At 68.3% G+C, this 11899-nt stretch carries 10 protein-coding genes; 7 read left to right on the top strand and 3 right to left on the bottom strand.

What is annotated here, in order from left to right; genetic code table 11:
- Nucleotides 1–4: 4 nt before the first annotated feature.
- Genes ATE62_RS15640 through ATE62_RS15630 form a run of 3 tightly spaced genes read right to left on the bottom strand, consistent with a single transcriptional unit; the run spans nucleotide 5 to nucleotide 4249 of the window.
- The gene (locus tag ATE62_RS15640) at nucleotides 5–793 is read right to left on the bottom strand and encodes a phosphodiester glycosidase family protein (protein WP_058809384.1); all 789 of its coding nucleotides are present in this window, start codon (nucleotides 791–793) and stop codon (nucleotides 5–7) included.
- The gene (locus tag ATE62_RS15635; protein ID WP_058809383.1) at nucleotides 790–2307 is read right to left on the bottom strand and encodes an anthranilate synthase component I family protein; all 1518 of its coding nucleotides are present in this window, start codon (nucleotides 2305–2307) and stop codon (nucleotides 790–792) included. Before ATE62_RS15635 ends, ATE62_RS15640 begins: the two co-directional genes overlap by 4 nt.
- A gap of 1 nt (nucleotide 2308) precedes the next feature.
- On the bottom strand, nucleotides 2309–4249 hold the full coding sequence (locus ATE62_RS15630; protein ID WP_058809382.1) for a peptidylprolyl isomerase: 1941 nt from the start codon (nucleotides 4247–4249) through the stop codon (nucleotides 2309–2311).
- Nucleotides 4250–4403: 154 nt separating this feature from the next.
- Between ATE62_RS15630 and tpiA the strand changes: the two genes are divergently transcribed.
- The 7 genes from tpiA to ATE62_RS15595 all read left to right on the top strand — a co-directional run bounded on the left by tpiA (nucleotide 4404) and on the right by ATE62_RS15595 (nucleotide 11898).
- Nucleotides 4404–5150: a triose-phosphate isomerase gene (gene tpiA / locus ATE62_RS15625; RefSeq protein ID WP_058809381.1), complete on the top strand. Its 747-nt coding sequence runs from the start codon at nucleotides 4404–4406 to the stop codon at nucleotides 5148–5150.
- A 232-nt stretch (nucleotides 5151–5382) separates the two neighbouring features.
- Complete coding sequence (secG, locus tag ATE62_RS15620; protein ID WP_058809380.1) at nucleotides 5383–5826, top strand: preprotein translocase subunit SecG; 444 nt, start codon at nucleotides 5383–5385, stop codon at nucleotides 5824–5826.
- A gap of 117 nt (nucleotides 5827–5943) precedes the next feature.
- On the top strand, nucleotides 5944–7575 hold the full coding sequence (locus ATE62_RS15615) for a CTP synthase (RefSeq protein ID WP_058809379.1): 1632 nt from the start codon (nucleotides 5944–5946) through the stop codon (nucleotides 7573–7575).
- Nucleotides 7576–7594: 19 nt separating this feature from the next.
- Entirely contained in the window at nucleotides 7595–8281 is a 687-nt protein-coding gene (locus tag ATE62_RS15610) for a Crp/Fnr family transcriptional regulator (protein WP_058809378.1), read from the top strand.
- A gap of 118 nt (nucleotides 8282–8399) precedes the next feature.
- The gene (locus tag ATE62_RS15605) at nucleotides 8400–9617 is read left to right on the top strand and encodes a hypothetical protein (protein WP_156420617.1); all 1218 of its coding nucleotides are present in this window, start codon (nucleotides 8400–8402) and stop codon (nucleotides 9615–9617) included.
- 363 nt (nucleotides 9618–9980) lie between these two features.
- A complete protein-coding gene (locus ATE62_RS15600; protein WP_058809376.1) occupies nucleotides 9981–11231 on the top strand; it encodes a lipoprotein-releasing ABC transporter permease subunit in 1251 nt (416 codons plus the stop codon).
- The gene (locus tag ATE62_RS15595; RefSeq protein ID WP_058809375.1) at nucleotides 11224–11898 is read left to right on the top strand and encodes an ABC transporter ATP-binding protein; all 675 of its coding nucleotides are present in this window, start codon (nucleotides 11224–11226) and stop codon (nucleotides 11896–11898) included. The genes ATE62_RS15600 and ATE62_RS15595 overlap by 8 nt, the downstream gene beginning before the upstream one ends.
- Nucleotide 11899: the final 1 nt, after the last annotated feature.

Below are 11899 nucleotides of genomic sequence, written 5' to 3'. Positions count from 1 at the left end.
GAGGCTAGTCCGGGGAGCGGTGGGTGACAAGGATCAGCGGGCCGAGCGGGTAGCGGCCGTCCATGCGGTCGCTCGCCGGATCCCAGAGCGCCGAGACGGTGCCGTCGAGGAAGAGCGCGTCGCTGGTCTTGGCATGGTCGCGCATCAGCGCGGCGAGGGTGCCGAAAGAGACGGGCTCGTCGGAGATGACGAAATGCGCGCGGCCTTGCGGGTCGACGCCGACCGCGTTGCGGATTTTCAGCGAAGTGCCGTCGGGTGAAATCTGGAGGTTGAGCGCGCCGCCGATCAGCAGCATCGGGCCCGACTGGGTGCCGAAATTCGGGCGCTGCGTCACTTTGGTCGCGAAATCATCGCTGGTCATCACCTGCCAGCCGCCGTCGGGCTCGCCGAAGAAGACGCCGTTGGGTTTCAGGTAGAAATTGCCGCCGCCGTCGCGGGTGTTGAGCGGGTAGAGGCGTTGGCCGTCCTCGGCATAATAGCCGATGGGTTCGCTGCCGGTATCGTACATGCCGCCGTTGACCGCGAAGGCGACCGTGGCGGGATCGACATCCTCGGCGAGGCCCGCGAAGCCGCGGTAGATGACGCCGTTTTTGCCGGTGATTTTCGTGGAGATGCGGTGCTGGCCGGGGAGGGCGATGCATTCGGTGAAGCGTTTGCCGTCGAAGGTGACGGACTTACAGGCCGAGGGTTTGGGCGGCTTGGCGGGCGCGGTGGGCCGGTCGCCGTCGCTGAGCGCGAACCAGGCCCCGGCAACCAGCGCGGCGCCCAGCAGGAGCGCCGCGACGCGTTTCACTGGCCGTAGCCGGGCGTGCCCGCGAGGCGCACCGCTTCGCGCGCGGCGGCGAAGAGCGCGCCGGCCTTGGCCTCGCACTCGCGCTGCTCGTAGGCGGGGTCGCTGTCGGCGACGATGCCCGCGCCGGCCTGGACGTGCATCTCGCCGTCCTTGACGATGGCGGTCCTGAGCACGATGCAGCTGTCCATATTGCCGTCGGGGGCGAAATAGCCGACGCCGCCGGCGTAGGGCCCGCGCGCATCGGCCTCGAGCTCGGCGATGATCTGGCAGGCGCGGACCTTGGGCGCGCCGCTGACCGTGCCCGCGGGGAAGCCCGCGAAGAGTGCGTCGATGGCGTCCTTGTCGGGCGCGATGCGGCCGATGACGTTCGACACGATGTGCATGACGTGGCTGTAATATTCGACGGTGTAGCTGTCGGTGACGACGACGCTGCCGCCGACCGCGGCGCGGCCGACGTCGTTGCGGCCGAGGTCGAGCAGCATCAGATGCTCGGCGCGTTCCTTGGGGTCGGCGAGCAGGCTGTCGCGGTTCTCGACATCCTCGGCGCCGGTGCGGCCGCGCGGGCGCGTGCCCGCGATGGGCCGGATCGTGATCTCGCCGTCGCGCACGCGCACGAGGATCTCGGGCGACGAGCCGATCAGCGCGAAGCCGGGCAGGTCGAGGAAATAGAGGAAGGGCGAGGGATTCACGCGGCGGAGCGCGCGGTATAGGTCGAAGGGCGGCAGGTCGAAGGGGGTCGAGAAGCGCTGCGACAGCACGACCTGGAAGATGTCGCCCGCGGCGATATAATCCTTCGCGGTCGCCACCATCGACGCGAAATGCTGCGGCGCGATCGCCGGGTTGGCGGCGATAGCGGTGGGGTCGGTCAGCGTCGTCGCGCGCGCCGCGTGCGGGTTGGCGCTGGAGAGGCGCGCGGCGATGGTGTCGAGCTTGTCCTGCGCGGCGTCGATCATCCGGTCGATCGCGCCGTCGGCGTCGGGCCAGATCGGCGCGATCAGGAAAAGCTCGTCGGCGAGGCGGTCGAAGACGAGGATCACCGTCGGGCGCACGAAGACCATGTCGGGCAGGCCGAGCCCGGCGCCCGGCGCGCGCGGGATGCGCTCGACGAGGCCGATGGTCTCGTAAGCGAAGAAGCCGACGAGCGTCGCGAGCGCCTTGGGCAAAGCCGCGGGCACGTCGAAGCGGCATTCGGCGACGAGGTCGCGCAGCGCCTGGAGCGCGGGGGCGGCGACCGGCGTGAAGGCGGTGCGGTCGTGCTGCCATCCGCGGTTGATGCGCGCGGTATCGCCGCGCACCTCGAGCATCAGGTCGGGGTCGAGCCCGACCAGGCTGTAGCGCCCGCGCGTCTCGCCGCTCTCGACCGATTCGAGCACCCAGTCGCCGCGGCCGGGTTCGATCAGCTTGAGCGCCGCCGAGACTGGGGTCTCGACGTCGGCGATCAGCCGCTGCCAGACGACCGCGCCGTCGCCGCGCGCGAGCGCCTCGAGCGCCGCAGCCCTGCCTTCGAGCGCCACCTTATTGCGCGACCGGGGTTTTGCCGGTCAGTTCGTCGCGCAGCTGTTTGACCAGCTTCTGGTTGATCTTCACCCCGACGCGGCGCTTCGCCTCGGCGATCAGCTGCTCGGCGAGTTCGGGGCCGAACTGCTTGGCCAGCGACTGCGAGAGGCCGGCCACCATCCGCGGGTCGATTTCCTTGGCCTCGGGGCGCTTCACCTCGCCGAGCTGGAGCACCATCCAGCCGCGGTTGCCGGGGATTTCGAGCGTCTTGACCGTGTTCGGCGCCATCGAGAAGAGCAAAGCCAGCTCGGGGGGCACGCGCTCGCCATTGCGGCCGAGTTCGCCGCGGCGCCCACCGATCGTCTGGATGCTGCCGGCCTGCGGCCCGGCGGCACGCACGGCGTCGGCGAAGCTCGCCTTGCCCTCGACCGCCTTGACGATGCCGCGCGCCTTGTCGCGCGCGATCTTCTGGCCCTGCGCCAGTTTCCAGTCGGCGAGCAGCTCGCCGCGGATCTGCGCGAAAGGCGGCGGCGCGGCGGCGACGATCGACTTGACCGCATAGACCGCGAATTTCTCGTTCTCGACGAGCTGCGCGAGATGCGTCTCGCCCTCGCTGGCGCCCTGGAACGCCTGCGCCATCATCGGTGCGAGGTCGGCGGGGAGTGCATAGGCGGGCTGCGCCGGGGCGCGGCCGCTGGGCAGGATCGCCGGGGTCTCGACGAGCGTCAGCTTGCGGTCGCCGGCGATCTCCTCGATCGACACGCCGCCGTTCGCCGCGTCCTGGACGGCGTTGTAATAAGTGATCAGCGCCTCTTCGGCCTTGTTCTTTTCGAGCTGGGCGCGGATTTCGGGGGTCGCCTGTTCGAGCGTCTTCGCCGCGGTGGTGGTGATCGCGTCGACCTGCGCCACCGACCAGCCGAGGTCGGTCTGCGTCGGGCCGAGCACGTCGCCGCGCTTGGCGGCGAAGGCGGCCTTGGCGGCGGCGGCGTTGGTCAGCCCCGAGTAAGCGGTCTGGGTGACGTCGCCCGACGGCGCGGCGGTGAGCCCGACGGCCTGCGCGGCGGCGGCGAGCGCGGTACCGCCGCGGACCTTTGCGGCGATCGCATTGGCGGCGGCCTGGTCGGGGGCGATCACCTGCATGAATCGGCGCGTCTCGCTGGCGGCGAAGCGCGCGGCGTTCGCCTTGTAGAGGTCGGCGATTTCCTTGTCGGTCACCGCGGGAACGGGGGCGACGTTACGGTCGAACACGGCATATTGCAGGATTCGGCGCTCGGGGATGCTGAAGCGCGAGCGATTGTCCTTGAGATATTGCTGCAGCGCCGCGTCGCCCGGATCGTTCGACGGGGCGAAGCTGCTGGCGGGGATGAAGGTCGCCTGGCCGCGGCGTTCCTCGACGAGGAGCGCCGCATAAGGAAAGGCCATACCGTTGCCGGTGCGCGGGGTGGTGCCCGCGGGCGCGCCGAGCTGCTGCATCAGCAGCAGGGTTTCGATCTGGCGGCGCAGCTGCATCTCGCTGACCCCGCTCTCGCGCAGATAGGCGTTGTAGCGTGCCTGGTCGAAGCTGCCCGAGACGCCGGCGAAGGCGTCGGCGATCTGGCCGTCGACGAGGCGCTTGCTGACCCCGAAGCCGAGGTCGCGCGCGAACTGGCGGAAGGCCGCGCCCTGGATCACGTCGTCGAGCACGGCGTCGAAGCCGCCTTCTTCGATAAAGGCTTCGCGCGTCAGGCCGGGCTGCTGCTGGCGCGCGCGGTCATAGGCCTGGTTGATGCTCTGACGCAGTTCGGCGAGGCCGATCTGTTCCTCGCCGACGTCGGCGACGGTGGTGTCGCCCATGCCGCCGCCGAAACCCGTGTTGCCCACGTCGCTCAGCGCAAAGAGCACGCCGATGAGGCCGATGAAGGCGAGGGCGAAGATCTTGCCGAAGGTGGAGGAAAAGAGGCTGCGGATCGCGGTAATCATCGAGCGGGCATTCTTTCGAGCGGGCGCGCGGACGCGCGGTTCGGTGCGGCTTTAGGCGGGACGGGCGATGGCATCAAGGCGGGAAAGGCGGCTTGCCACTGGCGCCCGCGCACCGCTAGGGCGGCGGCAGGCAGAGATAGTGGAGGGAGCGAAGATGGCGCGGCGCAAATATGTGGTCGGCAACTGGAAGATGAACGGGCTGTCGGACGCGGTGACCGAAGCGCAGGCGATCTTCGCCGCGGCGGACGAGCACCCCGCGGTCGACGTCGCGATCTGCCCGCCCTTCACGCTGATCGGCGCGATGGCGGCGGCGCTGCCCGAAGCCGCGATCGGCGGGCAGGACTGCCACGCCGCGGCGTCGGGCGCCTATACCGGGTCGGTCGCGGCGGCGATGCTGGTCGATGCCGGCGCGACGCTGGTGATCGTCGGGCACAGCGAGCGGCGCGAAGGCTGCGGCGAGGGCGATGCCGAGGTGAAGGCCAAGGCCGAGGCGGCGCTGGCGGCGGGGCTGAACGTGATCCTGTGCGTCGGCGAGCCGCGCGCCGTGCGCGAGTCGGGCGGGGCGATCGATTATGTGCTGGCGCAAGTGCGCGAATCGCTGCCGGTGGAATTCGATCCGGCGCGCCTCGCGATCGCCTATGAGCCGATCTGGGCGATCGGGACCGGGCTGGTGCCGACGGTGGACGATGTCGCGGCGATGCATGGCGCGATCCGCGCGGCGCTGGCCGAGCGGATCGGCGCGGGCGCCGAGGTCATGCGACTGCTCTATGGCGGGTCGGTCAATGGCGAGAATGCCGCGGAGCTGTTGGGCGCGGGCGACGTCGACGGGGCGCTGGTCGGCGGTGCGAGCCTGACCGCGGCGAAATTCATTCCGATCGTGGCGGCGGGGGCGGGGCTCTGACCTCCCCTCCCGCACGCGGGAGGGGCAGCGAGACTTACGAGCTTGCTCGTTAGTCGCAGTGGGGTGGGCTATGGCTACGCTGCTTGCCCACCCCCGACCCCTCCCGCAAGCGGGAGGGGAGAAAGAGGTCAGCCGAGCTTTCCAGCTATGCCTTGAAGCCGCGGCCCTTCGCCTCTATGTGCACCGCCAGACCGGCCGCGGTGCGGCCCCATGAATTTTCCGGGAACTATCGATGTCGAACCTCTTCACCTTCCTGCTCGTCGTCCAGGCCGTCGTCGCCGCCGCGATGATCGGGGTCATCCTGATGCAGAAGTCGGAAGGCGGCGGGCTCGGCGTCGGCGGCAGCCCCGCGGGCCTGCTTTCGGCGCGCGGCGCGGCCGATTTCATGACGCGCGCGACCACCGTGCTCGCGACCGCCTTCGTCGCGCTGTCGATCATCCTCGCCGCGATGGCGTCGGTGCGCGGCTCGGGCGGCTCGACGATCGACACCTCGCTGTCGAAGGCCGGCCAGGCCACCCCGGCTACCGGCGGCGCTTCGCCGCTGACCGGTCCTGCGCAGGCCCCGGCGACGAGCACCACCGGTGCGCCGCAGGCGCTGCCGAGCGACGATCCGCTCGCCGCCGCCGCGGCCGCGGGCGCGCCGCCGGCCGAGGCGCCGGCTCCCGCCAAGAAGTAAGCGGCGGCGCCGTAGGGCGCTTCCGACTCCCGCATTCGCAGGCGGCGGAATTATTTCCGCCGTTCGCGATTCGACGGCTTGCGCCGTCCCCCTCCTGTTGAGTAAGTCTTTCCTCCCATGGCGCGGTTCATTTTTATCACCGGCGGCGTGGTCTCCTCGCTTGGCAAAGGTCTGATGGCGGCAAGCCTCGCGGCTTTGCTGCAAGCGCGTGGCTATCGCGTCCGTATCCGGAAGTTCGACCCCTATCTGAACGTCGATCCGGGCACGATGTCGCCCTATCAGCATGGCGAAGTCTATGTGACCGACGACGGCGCGGAGACCGACCTCGACCTCGGCCATTACGAGCGCTTCACCGGCGTCGCGGCGCGGCAGAGCGACAATGTCACCTCGGGCCGCATCTATCAGCAGATCATCACCAAGGAACGCCGCGGCGATTATCTGGGTGCGACGGTGCAGGTGGTCCCGCACGTTACCGACGCGATCAAGGCGTTCGCGCGCACCGATATCGACGACCTCGACTTCGTGCTGTGCGAGATCGGCGGCACCGTCGGCGACATCGAATCGCTGCCGTTCATCGAGGCGATCCGCCAGCTGCGCAACGAAGAGGGGCGCGACAAGACGCTGTCGGTGCACGTCACGCTGGTGCCGTACATCGCCGCCGCGGGCGAGCTCAAGACAAAGCCGACGCAGCATAGCGTGCGCGAACTGGCGTCGCTGGGCGTCCAGCCCGACATCCTGCTCTGCCGCTGCGAAAAGCCGTTGCCCGAGGGCGAGCGCGCGAAGATCGCGCAATTCTGCAACGTGCGAAAGGAAGCGGTGATCCCGGCGCTCGACGCCGACAGCATCTATTCGGTGCCGGTGCAATATCATGGCGAGGGGCTCGACGGCGAAGTGCTGCGCGCCTTTGGCATCCACGACGCGCCCGAGCCCGACCTGTCGCGCTGGTACGACATCATGGACCGCAAGCAGCACCCCGAGGGCGAAGTCACGATCGGCGTCGTCGGCAAATATGTGTCGCTGCCCGATGCCTATAAGAGCCTGAACGAGGCGCTGGTGCATGGCGGCATGGCGAACCGGGTGAAGGTCAACATCCGCTGGCTCGACGCCGAAATATTCGAGGAAGACGGCAATCTCGCCGAAAATCTCGAGCCCTTGCACGGCATCCTGGTCCCCGGCGGCTTCGGCGAACGCGGCTCGGAAGGCAAGATTTCGAGCGTGCGCTTCGCGCGCGAGCGGAATGTGCCCTTTTTCGGCATCTGCCTCGGCATGCAGATGGCGTGCATCGAAGGCGCGCGGAATACCAGCGGCATCCAGAATGCGTCGAGCACCGAATTCGGCAAGACCGACGAGCCGGTCGTCGGCATGATCACCGAATGGATGAGCGCCGAGGGCCTGCAGCAGCGCGGCGCCGACACCGACCTTGGCGGGACGATGCGGCTCGGCGCCTATGAGGCGAGACTCTCGCCGAACAGCCATGTCGCGGCGGTCTATGGTTCGAACGAGATCAGCGAGCGCCATCGCCACCGGTACGAGGTCAATGGCGCCTACCGCGACCGGCTCGAGGACGGCGGGCTGGTCTTCTCGGGCATGTCTCCCGACGGCATGCTGCCCGAAATCGTTGAAAGACCGGACCATCCGTGGTTCATTGGGGTGCAATTCCATCCGGAGCTCAAGTCGAAGCCCTTCGACCCGCACCCGCTCTTCGCCGGGTTCATCGAGGCGGCGGTGAAGCACAGCCGGCTGGTCTGAACAGGGGAAAACGGGGCTTATGGATCACGCGAAACTCGCCGAACTACAGGGCCCCGACAGCATATTCTCCGGCCTGACGGTCCAGGACTGGGCCGACATCGCGGGCCGCGCGGTGCAGGTTCAATTCGGCAAGGGCAAGGAACTGCTCTGCCAGGGCGACCCCGGCGACAGCCTGCTGATCCTGACCAGCGGCACCGCGCGCGTGTCGATGCTGACCGCGGGCGGGCGCGAGATCGTGCTTGCCTATGCCGAGCCTGGCGCGGTGCTGGGCGAGATCGCGCTGCTCGACGGCGGCGAGCGCACCGCATCGGTGACCGCGACGAGCGCGGGCGGCGGCCTGCAACTGGGGCGCAACGCGCTGCGCGATTTCGTCACCAGCCACCCCGAATTCGCCTGGTCGCTGATGCAGCAGCTCGCGCGGCGGTTGCGCACCGCCGACCAGACGATCGAGAGCGACCGCGCCTATGCCTCGGGCCCGCGGCTCGCGCGCTATTTGAAGCGCCTGATTCGCAAGGACAGCCCCGATACGTCGCACCGCGTCGAACTCAGCCAGACCGAGCTCGGCAATTTTGCGGGGATGAGCCGCGAGCATATCAACCGGCAGCTCAAAAGCTGGGAGGAATCGGGGGTCATCTCGCTCGAACAGGGGCGCGTGCGCGTGCTCGATACCGAGATGCTCGAGGATATCAGCGAGAGCGAGGGGTAGGGCGTCCGGCGCAATCCTGTTCGAGCAGAGCGCGCCTCCTTTCGCGAACGAAGGCCGGCCTTGGAAAATCATGATGACGGCGAGGCCATGCATGTTCGCGAGGGCGATCCTATTATTCTTGGCGGCATCGGGGATGGGCGGGGCCTGCTGGGCCAAGGACATCCCCCATCTCACTGCCGAGCAATGGCGCGAGGATGTCGATGCGCTCGTCGCGGGGATCGAAACGAAGCACCGCGACCCCTGGAACTTCGTCTCGCGGGCCAAGGTCGAGCAACTCGCCGATGAGGCCAAGCGCGCGGACCGGGTCGAGGATCATGCCATGGTCGTCGCGCTCCAACGCATCGCCGCGGCGATCGGGGACGGGCACAGCTTCGTCGCCGTCTCCGATCGCTACGCGCGCTATCCCTTCGAAGTGAGCTGGATCGAGGACGGCTTTTACGTCGTGCGGGCGGCTCCGGCGCATGCCGCGATGCTCGGCGACAAGCTGGTCGCGATCGACGACGTCCCGATCGAGAAGGCCACCGAAAAACTCCTGGATCTGGTGCCGCGCAACGAGAATCGCTGGCACGAACGCCATGTGCTCGCGGGCCTGTTGACGCAGGCCGAGCCCCTGAATGCGCTTGGGGTGTCGCGCAGCCTGCGCCGGGCGGCTTTCGGCTTCGAGACCGCGGACAAGCGGCGCTACGACAGGCGCTTCGCGGCGCAGGCGCCGGCGGACAGACCCGGTTATGTGACGATCGGTCCCGGCGGCCGGCCAGCGGCCTATGAAGCCGCCCGCGGTCTTCGGCTGCGCATGCTCGGCGACGTCGCGCATCTCGATTTCGCGAGCTATCATGCGCTGGCGGCGGACAGCCCGGCCATCTGGGCCGCGATCGACACGGCGAAAGCCCGCGCGCTGATCGTCGATTTCCGGAAAAATGGCGGCGGTTCGCTGCCCGCGGGGCGGCAATATCTGGTCTATCCGGCCTGGGAGCGGTCGCAATTGAATCGCGAGGGCTGCCTGTTCGTGCTGACGGGCCCCGCCACCTTTTCGGCCGCGATGACCAATGTCACCGACATGCGCCGCGAGACCGAGGCCATCCTCATTGGCCTGCCGACGGGGGCGAACCCGAACGGATATCAGGAGAATGGCTGGTTTTCGCTTCCGAATTCGGGCTTGCGCGTGTCGGTCGCCCAGCGCCGGTATCGGTTCGACGCGCCCGGCACGACCGCGGTGATGCCCGATGTACCGGTCGAGCAAGGGATCGCGGACTGGCGGAACGGGCAGGACACCGTCCTGAACACCGCACTGTCCAGGGCGCAGGATTGCACGCGTCGGAGCCTAGCCGCCGAATAGCTTTTCCCGGCAAAATCGGGCCACGAATCACAACGCCCGGGCCTCTGGAGAGACCCGGGCGCCTGTGACGAACTACCGCCATCCCCCTTTTGCGTGGACGAGGCGAAGCGTCCACACTCCCCGGAACCGGGCCTTTAGCCGCGTGATCCAGAAGTCATTGGGGTAGGCCCCCGGGGACGGCTTGTCACCCTCTGGCGGTTAGCATGCGATGCTTTTGCCCGCGCCTGTGGCCGATGGGCAACAGATTTTGCGAATCGCTCGCAAGTGGATCGCGGGCATCGCGGCCATTGCCAGCGCCGGGGCGCGCCCCTAAAGCGGCGCTATGACCGCGATTTCCCGCCGGTCCGAGGGACCGACCCGCTCATGATCTTGCGTCCGTACGAGCGCACCATCTTCAAACGCTATCTGCTTCCGCATCGCGGCGAGGGTTTCATCTTCGTCGCCGCGGCGTTCAGCTTCACCGCGGTGATGCTGGGGGTCGCCGCGCTGGTCATCGTAATGAGCGTGGTGAACGGGGTGCGCGGCGAGCTGTTCGACAAGATCGTCGGGCTGAACGGCCATGCGGTGGTGCAGGGTTTCGGCGGGCGCATCGACAATTGGCGCGACGTGCTGAAGGAAGTGCGCGCGACGCCGGGGGTGACCGAGGCGACGCCGATCGTCGAACAGCCGCTGCTGACCACCTTCAACGGCCGGGTCGAGGGGGTCGCGGTGCGCGGCATGCTGGTCGCCGACATCCGCAACAACAATATATTGAAGGGCGAGGTGCTGCAGGGCAGCCTCGCGCGGCTCACCGACGGGTCGGGCGAGGTCGCGCTGGGCTCCGAACTGGCACGCAACCTGGGCGCGACGGTCGGCTCGCGGATCACGATCATCAACCCCGCGGGGCGCTCGACGCCGTTCGGGACGGTGCCGCGCGAGATCAGCTACCGCGTCGGCGCGATCTTCGAGATCGGGGTCTACGACTTCGACAAGACTTATATCATCATGCCGATGGCCGATGCGCAATTGCTGCTGCTCACCGGCGACCAGATCGGGCTGATCAAGGTCGAGACCGAGGATGCCGACCGGGTCGGCGAGATACTCGACCCGCTGGCGCAGAAACTGGCGGCGCAGGCGGTGGTCTCCGACTGGCGGTCGATGAACAGCAGCCTGTTCGAGGCGCTGTCGGTCGAGCGCGTCGCGCTGTTCGTGATCCTGTCGCTGATCATCCTGGTCGCGGCGTTCAACATCGTGTCGTCGCTGATCATGCTGGTGCGCGCCAAGACGCGCGACATCGCGATCATCCGCACGATGGGCGCGCCGCGCAATTCGGTGCTGCGCATCTTCGTCGCGATCGGGGTGTCGATCGGCGTCGGGGGGACGATCGTCGGGCTGATCCTCGGTTTCGTGGCGCTCTATTTCCGCAAGGGCATATTGAACGGCATCGGATATCTGTCGGGGCAGAATCTATGGGACCCGTCGGTGCGCTTCCTGACCGAGCTGCCGTCGAAGCCCAATCCGGTCGAGATCGCCGTGGTGGTGGTGATGACCATCGTCTTCAGCTTCCTCGCGACGCTCTACCCGGCCTATAAGGCTGCTAACACGGATCCCGTGCAGGTGCTGCGCTATGAATGACGTGCTGCAACTGGTCGGGTTGACCCGGCATTTCGAGCAGGGCGGGGCGCGGATCGACGTGCTGCGCGGGGTCGACGCGCGGCTGCGCCCGAGCGAGATCGTCGCACTGCTGGGGCCGTCGGGATCGGGCAAGTCGACCCTGCTGCAAGCCGTCGGGCTGCTCGAGGGCGGCTTCGGCGGCAAGATCATGATCGACGGCGAGGATGTGACGCGCTTCGACCAGGATGCGCGGACCGCGACGCGGCGCGAGAAGATCGGCTTCGTCTATCAGTTCCACCATCTGCTGCCCGATTTCAACGCGGTCGAGAATGTCGTGCTGCCGCAGTTGATCCGCGGCACGGGTCAGTCCGAGGCCGAGGAACGTGCGGCGGAACTGCTGACGCGGCTGGGGCTCGCCGAGCGGCTGCACCACAAGCCGAGCAAGCTGTCGGGGGGCGAGCAGCAGCGCGTCGCGGTGGCGCGCGCGCTGGCGAACCGGCCGCTGCTGGTGCTCGCCGATGAGCCGACGGGCAATCTCGACGAGGCGACGTCGGACAAGGTGTTCGACCAGTTCGTGTCGCTGGTGCGCGACCATGGCTCGGCGGCGCTGGTCGCGACGCACAACGAGCGGCTGGCGGCGAAGATGGACCGCGTGCTGCGCTTGCACGAAGGGCGGGTGGCGGCATGAT

Source organism: Sphingopyxis sp. HIX (assembly GCF_001468285.1).
Classification (GTDB): Bacteria; Pseudomonadota; Alphaproteobacteria; order Sphingomonadales; family Sphingomonadaceae; genus Sphingopyxis.
Note: the sequence above shows the minus strand (reverse complement) of the source record. Positions and strands in the feature narration are given on the sequence as shown.